At 26.0% G+C, this 14,595-nt stretch carries 14 protein-coding genes; 8 read left to right on the top strand and 6 right to left on the bottom strand.

Features of this window, described 5'->3' with window-relative positions:
* The first annotated feature begins 857 nt into the window (after window positions 1–857).
* The 4 genes from QIA00_RS04925 (at window position 858) to QIA00_RS04910 (ending at window position 3,822) form a co-directional block, all read left to right on the top strand.
* Entirely contained in the window at window positions 858–1,052 is a 195-nt protein-coding gene (locus tag QIA00_RS04925) for a hypothetical protein (RefSeq protein ID WP_421114436.1), read from the top strand.
* A gap of 566 nt (window positions 1,053–1,618) precedes the next feature.
* Complete coding sequence (locus QIA00_RS04920; protein WP_421114435.1) at window positions 1,619–2,665, top strand: hypothetical protein; 1,047 nt, start codon at window positions 1,619–1,621, stop codon at window positions 2,663–2,665.
* A gap of 15 nt (window positions 2,666–2,680) precedes the next feature.
* On the top strand, window positions 2,681–3,118 hold the full coding sequence (locus QIA00_RS04915; protein WP_421114434.1) for a ParA family protein: 438 nt from the start codon (window positions 2,681–2,683) through the stop codon (window positions 3,116–3,118).
* A gap of 131 nt (window positions 3,119–3,249) precedes the next feature.
* Window positions 3,250–3,822, top strand: a complete 573-nt coding sequence (locus QIA00_RS04910; RefSeq protein WP_421114433.1) for a chromosome replication/partitioning protein — start codon at window positions 3,250–3,252, stop codon at window positions 3,820–3,822.
* Window positions 3,823–4,075: 253 nt separating this feature from the next.
* On the opposite strand, the gene QIA00_RS04905 is transcribed toward QIA00_RS04910, so the two are convergent.
* A complete protein-coding gene (locus QIA00_RS04905) occupies window positions 4,076–4,210 on the bottom strand; it encodes a hypothetical protein (protein ID WP_421114432.1) in 135 nt (44 codons plus the stop codon).
* 683 nt (window positions 4,211–4,893) lie between these two features.
* Here QIA00_RS04905 and QIA00_RS04900 point away from each other — a divergent pair.
* The 4 genes from QIA00_RS04900 (at window position 4,894) to QIA00_RS05595 (ending at window position 8,883) form a co-directional block, all read left to right on the top strand.
* On the top strand, window positions 4,894–5,694 hold the full coding sequence (locus QIA00_RS04900; RefSeq protein ID WP_421114431.1) for a PilZN3 domain-containing protein: 801 nt from the start codon (window positions 4,894–4,896) through the stop codon (window positions 5,692–5,694).
* Window positions 5,695–6,140: 446 nt separating this feature from the next.
* A complete protein-coding gene (locus tag QIA00_RS04895) occupies window positions 6,141–8,024 on the top strand; it encodes a DNA methyltransferase family protein (RefSeq protein ID WP_476727168.1) in 1,884 nt (627 codons plus the stop codon).
* A complete protein-coding gene (locus QIA00_RS05600; RefSeq protein WP_476727167.1) occupies window positions 8,005–8,130 on the top strand; it encodes a hypothetical protein in 126 nt (41 codons plus the stop codon). The genes QIA00_RS04895 and QIA00_RS05600 overlap by 20 nt, the downstream gene beginning before the upstream one ends.
* Before the next feature lie 48 nt (window positions 8,131–8,178).
* Window positions 8,179–8,883, top strand: a complete 705-nt coding sequence (locus QIA00_RS05595; RefSeq protein ID WP_476727166.1) for a hypothetical protein — start codon at window positions 8,179–8,181, stop codon at window positions 8,881–8,883.
* A gap of 945 nt (window positions 8,884–9,828) precedes the next feature.
* Here QIA00_RS05595 and QIA00_RS04890 read toward each other — a convergent pair.
* From QIA00_RS04890 to QIA00_RS04870, 5 genes are all read right to left on the bottom strand, one after another.
* A complete protein-coding gene (locus QIA00_RS04890; RefSeq protein ID WP_421114430.1) occupies window positions 9,829–10,083 on the bottom strand; it encodes a hypothetical protein in 255 nt (84 codons plus the stop codon).
* 399 nt (window positions 10,084–10,482) lie between these two features.
* Window positions 10,483–10,893: a hypothetical protein gene (locus QIA00_RS04885; RefSeq protein ID WP_421114429.1), complete on the bottom strand. Its 411-nt coding sequence runs from the start codon at window positions 10,891–10,893 to the stop codon at window positions 10,483–10,485.
* A gap of 98 nt (window positions 10,894–10,991) precedes the next feature.
* Window positions 10,992–11,642, bottom strand: coding sequence for a hypothetical protein (locus tag QIA00_RS04880; protein WP_421114428.1), 651 nt, complete (start codon window positions 11,640–11,642; stop codon window positions 10,992–10,994).
* A gap of 28 nt (window positions 11,643–11,670) precedes the next feature.
* Complete coding sequence (locus QIA00_RS04875; RefSeq protein ID WP_421114427.1) at window positions 11,671–12,009, bottom strand: hypothetical protein; 339 nt, start codon at window positions 12,007–12,009, stop codon at window positions 11,671–11,673.
* Window positions 12,010–13,357: 1,348 nt separating this feature from the next.
* Complete coding sequence (locus tag QIA00_RS04870; protein WP_421114426.1) at window positions 13,358–14,218, bottom strand: virulence associated lipoprotein; 861 nt, start codon at window positions 14,216–14,218, stop codon at window positions 13,358–13,360.
* Between the last annotated feature and the right edge of the window lie 377 nt (window positions 14,219–14,595).

Raw genomic sequence — 14,595 nt, 5'->3', positions numbered from 1 at the left:
ATAGATATAATCTGCTAATTTATATATATAAGCTTCATTAAGCTTATAGTTATAATTTATTATTTTTTTGTCTATTCGGCCATCCTGAATCCCATTAAATATTCCTTTGATTTTAGTATCCTAATAGGTTTATCAGTATCAAGAACCTCCCCATTAAAGTTAGAATTATAATTATAGACTAAAATCTACGCAAACTAGAAGCTAAAATTATTGCAGAAGAAGTTGTTAGATTACAAACAAGTGAAAGCAATACAATTGTAAATAAGAGCAGGAGTTATTCTTATCAATGCAAAAATAGTAAATATTTTATTATTTCTAAATAAATAGTGATGTAGTAATTAATATTACTAAATATTGGGGGAATAATTATTATTGGATTCTTGTTTTTAAGGGCCAGATAGCTAGAGATTTATTAGATATAGAAGGTGTGTTTATAGTATTTTATTAAACGCTATTGAAACTAATGAATTAAAGAAATTTTCAGAAATTAGAATACTGTCAATAAAAGTACTATAAATATTTAGCCTATTTAATCTCTTTGTAAGCACTCTTGATGATATGATTGTTCACTTTTCTTTCAAAAAAAAAGATACCACTACCAACACCCCTAATATCAGTTAGTATCAATCGAATTATTATCGGCGTCCACAGGTAAAGCTACAGCTCAAGGGGCTGCTTCTGATAATCCTGCTACTTAGTGGTTTAAATGGTAGCCTAGACAAGCAAGAAACCAAAGGTAAGTTAACTGAAGATGATAAAGATAAACTTAATGTTTTTTAGCATAGCTTTAGCACATCAATTTAGTTTATATTCTATTTATAACAAGTATCCAAGCTCTTATAATACCATTGATACCTATGGTAGCTGTAGATACAACATATCGTAATGGGTGTTTTAGTGCAGGGTCTTCTAAAAAACGTAGACAAGCTCTTACTGATTTAAAGAACAAAAATCTAGAAGAAGATTATACTAAGCTTAGCAAGATGCTAAAGGATGATGTGCCTGATTATAAGGACAACAATACTTTAGATAATTCAATTACAAAAGTATAAGAAAGTCATAAGTAAGGCTATTGAGGTTGAGAGTCAAATTAAAATAGAGACAGAAAACAATGAGGAAGAGAAAAAGAATGAAATATTAACCCATTTAAGAATAGTTAGAGATGTTCTTTCTGTTATTTAAAAAAACTACTGAAATAGCTTGCCTAGCTTGAGTTGATGCTTTTTTTGCTGTTGTTGCCAGTGTCTATCTTGTAGTGAATTTAGGCAAGCTGCTGAAGATTTTTTGCTGCTGCTAAGGAGTATGCTAATGGAAGAGGAAATAATGATGTTGATGTTATTGTAGGTGCTATTTTTAGTATGGTCTATAATGAACTTTGAAGAGGAATTTAAAAGAGTAAAGACTTTTGTTAATAATTGCTAATAATGAAAGAGGCAAATTAGACAAGATAGCTGCTGCTATTTATAAGTTATGTGTTGTTTATAAAAGAGTTATGTCTTAAATACCTTAAGCTTTTGGCTAACTCTTTTCTCTCTTTAAAGCACTTTATCTATGCTTTCTTTATGATAAAATAATATTTGTGGGTAATGAATAACTAAAGAAAAGAAGGGGGAGATTAATGACCATAAGACGCAATATGTGTATTTTACTTCTAGTCGCAATATTGTTTGTATCTTGCAAGTTTTTTGGAAATAAAAGCTCAAGTAAAGAAGATTCTTCTTTGCCTGATACTGCTAGCAAGATTAGTAATTTAGACAGTGAATCACTAACGGCTTCAGGCAAAGCTACAGCTCAAGGGAATGAGAATACTAGTAGCTCCGAAATACTTGTTGCTGATGATCCTCCTGTTTCTAGTGGCGTAAGTGGTAGCCTAGACAAGCAAGAAATCAAAGGTAAGTTAACTGAAGATGATAAAGAGACGCTTAGGACTTTTTTTAGCACAACTACAACATACCAATCTATTCTAGATTCTATTTACAGCAAATATACAAGCTCTTATAATACTATTGCTACCTATGGCAGCTGTGATACATATCGTATTGGGTGTTTTAGTAAAAATCCCTCTGAAGCACGTAGCCAAGCTCTTGCTAAACTAGAAGAAAATAACCTAGAAGAAGAGTATGCTAAGCTTAGCAATATGCTAAAAAAAGCTGTGCCTAGTTATAACAAAAGAGATTTAGAGGATGCTATTACACAGTATAAGGAAGCCATAAAACAAGCTAGTGAGGCTGAGTTTAAGATAGAGACAGTAATAGATTACGAAGCAGCTAAAAATGCTACAGAGAACAAAAAGAAAGAAAATGTAGATCGTTTAAAAATAGTTAAAAGTGTTCTTCCTATTATTAAAAATAATATTGAAACAGCTTGTCTAGCTTATGCTGATACTTTTGTTGCTGTTACTGCTAATCTATCTTGTAGCGAATTTAAGAAATCTATTAAGGAGTTTAATGAAGCTGCTAAGAAATATGCTAATGGAGATAAAGGAGACAATGCTGTTAGTGTTATTGTAGGTGCTATTTCTGGCATGGCGTATAGTGGTGGATTTGAAGATTGGTGGTTTAATAATGCAAAGATGTTTGCTAATAATAAGACAGGGGAAGAAGTAAATAATATGATTAGAGCTATTGATAAGCTATGCGCTGTTTACAAGAGAATCATTTCTTAAATACCTTTTAAGCTTTTGACTAACACCTATGTCAAATTCCTTAATTTTATTATATACCTCTATTATAATAGTTATGATTATGTGATAATAGATACAAATCCTAAAAGGAATTTTACGTTAAAAACAGCCTTATTAAGTAGTGATTATGTAATATCTCCAATGGTTGCAGAAAAATGGTCTGTGGAAGCATTTGAAATTCTAAAGAAATATGTTTATGGCGTAGCTGAAATTCCTATTTATATTTTTATAACTAGATTTAAAAAAAATTTTTCACATAAATCTTTGTTGGATATTGTAAAATCTAAAGAAAACTTTTTGGGAGTTATAAATGAACGTGAAGATCTGAATAAAAGAATAGGATGCAATGAAGAATTTGATTTTTCAAAAGACTATATTATTGAGTATTGTAATGTATTAAATTTTTTTTTTAAAAAAACAAATATATTAAATTAATATACTAATTTTAATGGATAAGTTGTCTACTGAGTGGACAACTTATCCAAAGAGCGGACAACTTGTCCACTCAGTGGACAAGTTGTTAGTTTGGTAGAACTTATTTTTGTGTTTTTAAAAGGAGGCTAATTATGAGCAAAAAGAAGTCTATGTTAAAAGTTAACAGCAGAATACCAGGACAAGATTTTAATTATTTCATTAATCCCAATGAAGTACAAGCTAGTAGAAAAGAAGAATATGACAGGCTGGTGATTAAATTGCAGAGTAATCTTAAAGCAGAAATATATACTATTGTTGAAAGAATAAAAATTTTTAGAAAAATTAATAAAGATAAACTTTATGTGGAAGGCGGATTTAAATCTTTTAGAGAATTTTTATATAAATTTAAATTTGCTAAAACACAGATTTATAAATATATCAGATTGGCTGTAGCGATTGAATCTGGTCTTATAGAAGAAGGCTATATTATTAGTAATGGTGTGCAGGCCGCTATTGATTATATCAAAACTAATAAAAATGTGAGTATAAGTAATAAACTTAATGAAGAAAATTTAATAAAGCCATTGACATTAAGATTTAAAGATAAAGAAAGTTATGACTTTTATAAAGAAAATATAAAGTTTACAGAGTTTTTTCTACAGTCGATTTTTTTAAATGAGAAAGATTTAATTGAAAAATTTAAAAATAAATTTAATAATCAATGAGCACTAATTAGCAAATCTTAATAAAAGGCAATAATTATTGCCTTTTATTATTTTTTTTAAAAAAAGCAATAATTCTTACCCTTTATTAAGTAAGAATTAATCTATAAATGACTAATAATTTTGAGAGTTCTAATTAAAGAACCTCGCTGTAATGATATAATAAATAAAAAATAAAGTCAATCTTTACTCTAGTAAAATAAAATCTTTTTTTTGAGTATTTCTTAAATTTGCTGTCAAGCGCGCTTATATTAATTTATCTATTATCTATTATTTCATTTAAATCTGTTAGACCTTTTAGATTTTTTTCTGTAGTACTGTAACTGTTGTCGGTGTTTTTTGATTTAAATCTGATTGTTGCCAAAATAAATAAAATGTAGCTAATTATCATATTTTTGCACATCTGTATTATTAAATAAATATATAGATACTTAGAAATGAAAAAAGTTTTTACCTCTTGATTTAGTATTAAAAAATCGCTTTTTTTACTTTTAAGACAATTGTGACAATATTTTCTTTTCATATTTTACAAAGAATTTATTTTTTATTTTTTCCAAAGGGATTGTTTTTCGTTATTTAGCAAGTGTCATTGAATTTTATCTTAAATTTGATTGTCAATTTTTTTGCCTGTCATTATTTAACAATAAATTGTAACTAATAATAAGAATGCATAAAAACGCATAAAGATATACTAATTTTATTATTTGTTTGCCTCTGCCATGATTTCAAAGAAAAAATATGTTATTTACTATTATAAAAATTAATGGTATCAATTGACATATTGATGAGATGTAGTTACTTGAAGAAAAATTTTAATAGTAGTGCCTGCAAAGCAAGGTTGAAAATTTTTAGATTGTTTTGGGATTGGTATTATTTCATAAATTTAGGGATATATACAGAGTTATTTTATTTTTGTTTATTATACCTTGTCAAGGGTAGATAATTGCTAATAAGATAATGATCTTAATAATCTTTTGAAAACCAAGAACTAAATAAAAAAATTGAATATTAAATATTAAATATTTAATTTATAAAAGTGTTTTATCTTTTATTTATAAAAGATAGGAGGGGCTTATGATTTCATCTAGAAAGATAGTAGAGTATAGAAATAAGTATAGAGACAAAGAAGTCAAATTGAGCACAGAGATAAATGATTTTTTAAGTATCAGCAATATTGTTAATATAACAATGGATTCTTATTCTGTATTTGGAATGATTTATTCTATTTCCATAGATTATATTAAAATTATTCTTAAAGAAGATAATAACATATTGGCCGTTTTAGCTAAAAATAAAAATTTATTCTCTATTCAAATTAAGAAAAATTCAGATTCTAATAATAGTTCGGATTTTTTCCCCGATTTGACTGTGAATCTATTAGGCGTTTCTACTTATGTTTCTCAAAATAAAGAATACAATTTATTAAAATTTAAATTTTCAACTTCTATGTCAGAAGAGATTCTAATTAAATTGGGAAAACTTCTGGAATTAAAATTTGGCCAAAATCAGAGAATTCATGAAAGGATTATTGTTGATAAAAATTCTATTAGAAGACTAAAAATTGATTTTGATAAAGTTTTTATTAATTTTAATGGGACAAAGTACAAATGCGTAATAAAAGATTTATCTTATGGTGGGGTTTTGGCTATTGTTTTTTTTGATGAAGATCTTAATGAAGATACGGTTGTTGATTTAATTTTTAGCTTTGAGTTTATAGATAAGGAGATTTCTATTAAAGGAAAAGTAAGAAGTTCAAGCACCATTCAAACGCCTGATGGAAAGGTTTTTGCGCTTAGCATTGCTTTTAATGAGGACATCATACCACTTGAGTATACTATGATAATCCATAACTATTTAAATTGTTTTGAAGATTAAAATTATTTTTATGTAGAAATTTATTAGCAATGCCCAGTTTGTATTTTTAATTCTTGTTGAAGCTGATAGCGTGTTTATTTAAAAATATTGTATTTTTAGGTTATGGTGTCTGTAAGTTTACGGATCAAGTTATGATGAATAAAGGCATTTAGTATTTGTGCTGTGTTTAGATTTATGATTTATTATAAGCATTTCACAAAAATTAAAAATTAAAAGATTTATAAATTGATTTTGCTGAGAAATATGAAAAAAGCTTGAAATAAGCTTGAGTAATCTTACTTTAGATATAAAGTTACTATATCTAAATAAGATATTAAAGCAAGCTTTGGTTGATTTGTCCAAAGATTAGTTTTTTAATTAAAAAACTAATCTTATAACGTATTTGAGTATTAAGAAGGGTTGAAAAAGATTTATAAATAACATAAACGGGGCCTTAATCATAAATTATGAAAGTTAATTCTATTGTAAAAGCAAATGATTCCAATATATCTTTGTATAAGGAATTATCAAAAGACTTTATAAAAAAAGAAAATATTAAGAAGATAGAAAATTTTTTCATTTTTGTAACAAATAGACTTTCTTCAATAGATGATACTTCAACAAAAGTAAATATAGAGTCTTTACTAAAATCTATATTTGAAGAACTAAATTATTTAGCGGAACAACAAAAATGTGGACAAATAGAAGGAGTAAACTCTAAAGCAGTTATACTACTTTTTGAAAATGATAAATACAAATTAGATTTTAATAGCAAATTAGAAGAAGCGAAAAAAAATAATGAGTCTATTCCAACTGAAGATATCTTACTTATAGCAGAAGTTAAGTGTCCTTCATTTAGTTTTAATGCTAAGGATAAAATAAAAGAAGCAGAAGATCAGTTATATAGATATCTTAATCAATATCAAAAACATTATGGAATACTTTCAAATGGAAAGGTATGGAGATTATATGATAAATCGAAATTACTTTTTGGAGAAAAAAGTTACATTGAATTCAATTTTTCTAAAATTGAAGAAAAAGAAGAATACAGAGAACAAGAGTGGTTTGTTTTATTCATATATCTTATAAGAAAAGAAAGATATCTAAAGACAGGCAATGTAATAAAATATGAAAAAGAACAAATAACTAAAGAAAAAGAGATAATTAATAAAACCTTAAGAGAGATACTTTATGAAAAGCTTGATGACTCTATAGTATTTAAAATTGCAAAAAATATATATTATAAAGAATTTAAAGTGTTGGGCAAAGAAATTACTGAACATATTTTAGCTAGCATTCTTGAAGAATCAATTATTTTTATTTTAAGGATATTTTTTATTGCATATATTGAAGATAGCGAAATGTTTAAGAAAATACTAGAAGAAAATAATTTATATAAATCTTCTATATCTTTTAGATATTTTTTTTATGATGAAAATTCAAAAAAGAAATTAGGATATAAAAAAATAATGACAATTTTCAATTTATTTGATAAAGGAAGTGATGCAATAAAGTTGCCTGCAATTAATTGCGGATTATTTTTAGAAGATAGGGTTAAATATTTAAATAATGGGGGTTTGCTAAGTATTAGTGAGCTTGAAGAAATACTGGTTAAGATACTTTTCTTTGAAGAAAAAAATGTTAAAGATAAAAAATTTGTAAAGTATTCAAGGTTGGACCCTAAAATTTTTGGAAAATTATACGAAACCTTACTTGAATATGACCTAAAAATTGCAGATGCTACTGTTCATTGTGTTGTTAAAAACGGGGTTTATGACATTTGCACTGAAGAAGAGCTTAAAAATGAGAAAGTACACAAAGTTGCTACATATCTTAAAGGTGATATTTATCTTGTATCTAGATCGCTTGATAGAAAGAAAAGCGGGGCATATTATACCCCAGATGACTTGGCGGATTTTATGGTAATATCATCAATTGAAGAGCAGATTAAAGTCAAGTCCCCTTTAGATATAAGAATTATTGATAATTCTTGTGGTTCGGGCCATCTTTTGATTAATTGTTTAGATTACTTAACAGAAAAAGTATGGTATCAACTAGATGAATTTGAAGATGTAAAACAAGAGCTTGATAAAGAATATAGAGCTCTTTTAAAAACGAGCGAAGAATATGATTTTAAAGATAGTGTAAGTAAAAAATTAGTACTTAAAAGAATGCTTTTAAAGAAGTGTATTTATGGTGTTGATATTAATCCTATTGCGGTTGAAATTACTATTTTAAGTTTGTGGTTTAATACTTTTATTTTTGGAACCCCATCAAGCTTTATTAAGTTTCATATAAAAGTAGGAGACGCTTTGCTAGGATATACCAAAGATGAATTTTTTGATATATAGTATTTTAAAAGAAATGACTAAGGATTTAAAAGGTGGAAAAGAAAATTCTTATAAAGGGATTATATTAAATATAAATCAAATAAAAAAATTATCTCCTATTCAGTAATCAATAATAGAGTTTAAAAATAATGAAGAATTTAGCTTAATTAAAAAAATGTTTAGTTCATTTCGTATTCTTAGTAAAGAATATATTAATTTTAAAAAAGGATTCAATTATGGTATTAAGAATCGTATATCTTTATTGAAAGAATATAATAAAAAAAACTTTATATTTCTTTATTCCGGAGCTAATATTCACCAATTTAATTCAAGGTTTTTTGAAGATAAAGATGCAAAAGAAAATTCTAAATTGCTATGGATAGATAAAAAAGACTTGGAAAAAACATTATCCGACGAAAACGGTCAATATCAAATTGAAAGAATATTTTATAGAGACATTGCAAGCAATTCGGATTCAAGAACCATGATTAGCACTTTGTCTCCTAAAAATTCCTATTGCACAACGACGGTCAATGTAAATTGTGAAAAAACACCAATATCACTTTATAAAAAATTATTTATTATATCTATTTTTAATTCTTTTGCGTTTGACTTTTTGATAAGAAGATTTGTTAACACAACTGTGGTAAAATCATTCCTTTATCAATGTCCAATGCCTCAACCCGAAGAAAAAGATATTTTATCTAATCCACTATACTTAACTTTAGTAAAAAATTCTGCTTTGCTAATAGCCAAAAACGATCCTTTAAATTTCTCTAAGTTGCTTTACTTAAAGCATTTTGAGTTTAGTAAAGAAGAAGTTAATAAAATGCTAAAATTAGATATTAAGTTAAGGATAAGTTCTTTGAACCAACTCTAAAAAGAAAAAGAAAAAGAAAATGAAAATAATTTTATTGTGGCTAATCTTTATTCATTAACCAAAGAAGATTTTAGGATTTTGCTTGGCGATTTTAGGGTTTTAAAAAATAAAAAAGGAGAAATATATATTCTATCTTTAATACAGGGGTATGAGAATTTCTGTAAAACTAAATTAAGTAGCGCTAAAATGCATCAAGATAAAAGTTGTTTAGGGGCCTGAACCATTTTTGCTTTTTATCTGAAAAAATATTATTTAGTAAATTTTTTATTAATCTTATTAAGATTAATATTTTTTAATTTGTATGAATATGGCAATTAAAATACATATTAACAAAAATGCAAAAAGTATGTTTATTGTTTTCATTATTTTTTCGATTGTTTATTTTTAAATAAAAAAATGAAAATAAGTATTTGTAAATCCCTATTAGATCTGGTGTTTTTTGAGCTTATATAAGTTTATAGATTTTTTTTCAGTTTTATCTAGTTCTGCTTTTTGTGATTTGGATTCTAATTTTTCTATCCTTTTTTCAATTTCTTCCAATTTTTTTGTTTTTTTTGTAGATTGATTGTTAGAAATTTTAATTTCTCTATAATATTGGGCTTTATTATGGTATATATAATGAATATTATAATTAAGCATATTAGTATGGTTGCACCCAAAACACCAATAATAAAGGTTATCATTGCATCACTAGTTAATGTTAAAACTTTATTCATATTGTTCTAGTTCCATCTACTATAGATTATAAATCTATAGCATTAATCAGACATTTAGCTTTTTTTACATAAAAATTGTTTTATGAAACTATATATTTATTATATAGAAAGTATATAAAAGAGGGGGTATAGAGAATAATTGCCCTGATAAAGGGGAGGCATATTTGGTTTGCTGACCATAAGACTCGATCAACTCATTATTAAACTTAAAATAAAATTCTTTAATTTCTTAATAAGATTTATTCTCCTTTTCTGGTGTTTGAAAATTATACTTTGATAAGAAATTATTAGTTTGTAAAATATACTCTTTATTATTATGGGAAATCAAAGTAACTTTTAAAGTTTTTTGCCTTAATAAATAGTTAAATAAAGCATCATTAATGTTAATTTTGAAAACATTTACTACAATTGCTGGAGTATATTGCCCCATTTTATTTGAGTTAACATCATAATTGCCAATAATTTGGAAATAAGCCCCTAACATTTTCGCATAATAACACTATCTATTGGGTTTATTGAATAATACCTCCCTTCTTTAAAGTCATCTGAAAAAAAATCCAATCAACCAAAAAAAGGTTGCACAACAAAAAATAAATAATCCAATAAGCATTGTTAATATAATGTATTTAGCACAATTAATATTCCTCATATATCCTCAAATCAAACTTTTTTTCCACAAAATCAAATAAATCAAGAAACTTTACCAATATTCTTGTTATACTTTTCAATAAGGTTAAAGAATTTTTTACCCTTTTCTACACTTAATTTGAACAAAACATTTCGTAAAACACCCGTTTCTCTTTCTATGCATTTAACACAAAAATTAATGCCAGAGACTCTTGCAATTTCTGCTAGATTTATATATTCATTTCTAAGATCTAAGTCAACAAAAAAATCCTGTTTTTTCTATTGAGTCGTTAAAATTCAAAACATATTGACCCCTTTCGAATCTTAATTTGCTATTGGATGCAAGTAAAACCCCAGGTTTAATAACAACATCATTAAGAGAAACACTTAAAAGATTAAAAGGTTTCTTGTTTGTTATAATTTCAAAATATAAATAAAATCTTTCACTATCAGAATTGTGATCATAAACAATATCAACAGAGCCCAAATGATTTATTAAGGAAATTTTGAATTTAATTGCACCTATATTACTCTGATGTAAAATATCAATCTTTTCTGAGGGAACAATATGAGGGCTACTAGTAGATGTATTTACAATAAATAAAACCAAGTTTAATAAAATTATAATTAAGATAGCTAAACTTATAATTAAAAATTTAATCTTCATTTTTATTTAAAATAAACAATAACACAAAAAATTCTTTATATATATATTTCTCTTACTTATTATTAAACCTTAGGACTTGACTTTCTTATAAATAGTACTTAGCTATTATCAATAGCTATAATCATAGTATCTACTTCGCTTCCTTTTTTATTACTAGCAAACATTTTTGCTCTGTTAAACCCCGTATCTTCAAATCCGATATAAGCCATACTGGCAATAGGCCCTACAATAACATTAACAGCATTATCTCCTTTATCTCCATTAGCATACTCCTTAGCAGCAGCATTAAACTTGTTAATAACCTGCTTAAATTCGTTACAAGATAAGCTAGATGTTACAGCAACAAAAGCATCAACATAAGACAGGCAGGCTGTTTCAATAGTTTTTTTAATAATAGGAAGAACATTCGCAACTGTTTTTAAATGGTCTACGTTTTTTTTCTTTTTCTGTTCATTAGCACTTATGTACTCTGTATAATCTTTTATTGTCTCTATTTTATTTTCATCTTGACTAGCTTGCTCTATAGTTTCCTTATACTTCTTTATTGCGTCTTCTAAAGTGTCGTCCTTATAATTAGAAATAGCACTATTTAGCATTTTGCTAAGTTTAAAAAACTCGTCTTCCAGTTTATTGTTTTTTAGATCATCAAGAGCTTTTTTACGCCTTTCAGAAGGCCCTATGCTAAAACACGCAATACTATAAATCACCACAACTGCCATAGGTATCAATGGCATTATAAGATCTTGCATATTTTTTATAAATAGAAGATAGAGTATATTAATATGTTGTAGTTTTGATAAAAAAATCCATAAGCTTCTTATTGTCTTCTTCGGTTAATGTATCTTTAGTTTCTTGCTTTTCCTCTTTACTAGTAGCGGAGGCATCAGCAAGCATTTCGGAGGCACTCTTGTTCTTTATAGCTCCGCTCGTAGTATCATTTGTATTTTCATCTTGCTTGATTGAATAAATAGCTATTCTTGAATTACTAATCTTGTTAGTATTATCAAGCAAATAATCACCGCTTTCTTTACTTGAACCAGAATTTCCAAAAAACTTGCAGGATACAAACAATATTATTGTTAGCAGTAAAATGCACATATTGCTTCTTATTATCATTAATATCCCCTTCGCTTCTTTAGTTATTTATTTTACTTCCAAATAATATTTTATTATAAAGTAAATATAGAGTTTAAGCAATAATAAGCAAACCACAAAATCTCATATTAGCAAGTTAATAACATTTTTATTGTGTTTATTTTTTGGTTTTTTGGGATTTTATAAATTTCATATGGAACAGAGTCAAATATTTTTTCGAATTTTACTAATGTGTATTTTAATTGCTATATTTATACAAAATAAAAAATAAATTTTAATAAGACTAATAAAAAATTTACTAAGTAGTCTTTTTGTAGGGATGATAAGTAAAAATAGTTCAGGCCACCAAACAACTTTTATTTTGATATGCCCTCGTGCTACCTAACTTAGTTTTACAGAAATTTTCATATCATTCTATTAAAGATAAAATATATTCTGTTCCTTTCTTATTTTTTAGCACCCTAAAGTCATTAAGTTCTTGATAAACAATAAAAAACATAATAAAGAATTTACTAGAGATAATAACAAGAATAGGAAATTATATTTTAATTAACTAAATATTTATTGATCTGGTTTTATATAAATTTATAATAATATAATAAAATTTATTAGTTTAGTTTGAATGTTTTTATTTTGGTATTTTTTTAAACAGAAAGGCATAGGGACATCTATTGTAAAATTAATAAAAATTAATTTTACAATAATCTCTTAGTTTCCAATTTGTCTTTAAAATTTATTATTACAACCGTATTTATTATTTATTTTTTTTATTAAGAAGAGAGGAGCCTCGGCGACAGGTGTGGCTTGACATTTTATCTAAGCCCTTTTGAGGAGCTTTTTACCCCTTTTCAGTTTTGACCCCTTTCATCAGCTCTATTTAATTATGAAAGTAAATGGGTGTGAATGTTAATAAGGGGATAAAATTAAAGCAATCCATTTTAGATTGTGGATTTTTGGCTTTTTTTTAAAAAAAGGGGGGGATTGGGTATAATTAAATTAATTATATAACAAATTAAAGACGTAATTATAAAGAAGTAAATCAACCTTAAAATTATTAATTTATTTTGATATTTTATTAATGTATCTTCAGGGCCTATGTTAAAAATATTTTATCTATTGGGATGATATTATTAAAAATCTTATTTTTGGTTTGTAAATTGTTGTCTTATTTTTACCCGAGGAGTTTCTATAGACATTGCAAAAACCAATGAATCAATTTTTTTGACAAACTTCATCTCTACTCAAAGTTTGTGTAAATTATAGGTGAAAAATTTTTATAATCTTTGGTTTTAAAACGTTAAGCCTATCTTTAATAAAAGATAGGCTTGCTTTTTTTACAGTATGACAAACAAAAATTTCAATACATAGCTTAAAGGCTACCTATTGAAAATATGTCACTTTTAAGCCTGTTTGCTTCTTCACTTTTTTCTAGAAGTTGTTTGAAAATTTTATACATATGATGTGCAAGATTAGTATTATTTGTCTTTATGAGATTTTTATTGTCTTGATAATCTAGTAAAAGTTGGTTTAATATTTTTGAAACGATTGTTCTTGTAGAAAATAATTTTTCAAACAAATTTTTCAGCTTCTCTAAATTTGAAGTTTCTAGTTTGTCTAGCACATCTTCTTTGGAACATAAGAAAACAATTCCATGATCGAGAGCTTCTCCCAATGAGTGAAGGGCTTTAAATGTGCCGTGTACTTGGTTTGATAATAGCACAATTTCTGACAATTCCTTTAATTTATTGGTATCAATAGTATTTAAGGCGACATAAATGTTTGTTCTATATTTTTTAGATTTTTCAATATTATCGGCTATCGTTTTTTTGGATTCTGACCAAAACAATTCTTTGAAAACTAATATTCCATATTGATCCAGGGGTTCTTCTTCTAATTTTTTTACATATTTTTTTCTATCTGCTTTAGCTATTTCTATTAAATTTCTTAAATCATCAAGCATTTTGTTTTTTATTCTTTTATTAGGGTCTTTTTCTTGACTAGAGGTTACTTCTTGATTTGGAGTTACTTCTTGATTTGGAGTTACTTCTTGATTTGGAGTTACTTCTTGATTTGGAGTTACTTCTTGATTTGGAGTTACTTTTGTTTTATTGAATTTTTTTCTCTTTTTATTAGAATAATACTTCATATCTTTTTGATTGGTATTTAAATCTGGATTGCAAGCAGTTAAAAATAAAAAAACAAAGATGCTTACAATTATATTATATTTCATAAATATTCTCCTTATTTGAAATCTTATATTTTAAATATAATACAATATAAGATTTGATACAATATTATATTGTATTATTTAATCAAAATAATATTATAATTGCCAAAAGTTCTTTTATATTTTGAATTTTTTAGAGATCAATTTTTGATTGATTTTTATCAAGTTTATTTTCATATTATTGTCTATTGTCATAATTTCTAAGCTTTAATAGGTAATAATAAGAATTTTGGTATTAAAAACAAAAATAAGTAATAACAAATACCAATCAAAGTTCCCATATATACTCTTTACCATATAGTATTTTTATCAAGCTTTAAAGAAAAGAACTTTATATTAAAAATTTTGAGTTAAAGATATATACTAAAAAAATATAAATT

Origin of the sequence: Borreliella americana, from assembly GCF_032595795.2 — a bacterium.
GTDB classification, from domain to species: domain Bacteria; phylum Spirochaetota; class Spirochaetia; order Borreliales; family Borreliaceae; genus Borreliella; species Borreliella americana.
The sequence above is the reverse complement of the archived record's forward strand: the minus strand, read 5'-3'. Positions and strand labels throughout refer to the sequence as shown.

What these genes read in the sequence shown, in the direction of transcription:
- QIA00_RS05600 (WP_476727167.1), top strand. Translation starts at nt 8,005, where the DNA reads ATGAATTTTTTGATATATAGTATTTTAAAAGAAATGACTAAGGATTTA.
- QIA00_RS04900 (WP_421114431.1), top strand. Translation starts at nt 4,894, where the DNA reads ATGATTTCATCTAGAAAGATAGTAGAGTATAGAAATAAGTATAGAGAC.
- QIA00_RS05595 (WP_476727166.1), top strand. Translation starts at nt 8,179, where the DNA reads ATGTTTAGTTCATTTCGTATTCTTAGTAAAGAATATATTAATTTTAAA.
- QIA00_RS04890 (WP_421114430.1), bottom strand. Translation starts at nt 10,083, where the DNA reads ATGTTAGGGGCTTATTTCCAAATTATTGGCAATTATGATGTTAACTCA.
- QIA00_RS04870 (WP_421114426.1), bottom strand. Translation starts at nt 14,218, where the DNA reads ATGAAATATAATATAATTGTAAGCATCTTTGTTTTTTTATTTTTAACT.
- QIA00_RS04895 (WP_476727168.1), top strand. Translation starts at nt 6,141, where the DNA reads ATGAAAGTTAATTCTATTGTAAAAGCAAATGATTCCAATATATCTTTG.
- QIA00_RS04905 (WP_421114432.1), bottom strand. Translation starts at nt 4,210, where the DNA reads ATGATAATTAGCTACATTTTATTTATTTTGGCAACAATCAGATTTAAA.
- QIA00_RS04920 (WP_421114435.1), top strand. Translation starts at nt 1,619, where the DNA reads ATGACCATAAGACGCAATATGTGTATTTTACTTCTAGTCGCAATATTG.
- QIA00_RS04925 (WP_421114436.1), top strand. Translation starts at nt 858, where the DNA reads ATGGTAGCTGTAGATACAACATATCGTAATGGGTGTTTTAGTGCAGGG.
- QIA00_RS04910 (WP_421114433.1), top strand. Translation starts at nt 3,250, where the DNA reads ATGAGCAAAAAGAAGTCTATGTTAAAAGTTAACAGCAGAATACCAGGA.
- QIA00_RS04885 (WP_421114429.1), bottom strand. Translation starts at nt 10,893, where the DNA reads ATGAAGATTAAATTTTTAATTATAAGTTTAGCTATCTTAATTATAATT.
- QIA00_RS04875 (WP_421114427.1), bottom strand. Translation starts at nt 12,009, where the DNA reads ATGATAATAAGAAGCAATATGTGCATTTTACTGCTAACAATAATATTG.
- QIA00_RS04880 (WP_421114428.1), bottom strand. Translation starts at nt 11,642, where the DNA reads ATGCAAGATCTTATAATGCCATTGATACCTATGGCAGTTGTGGTGATT.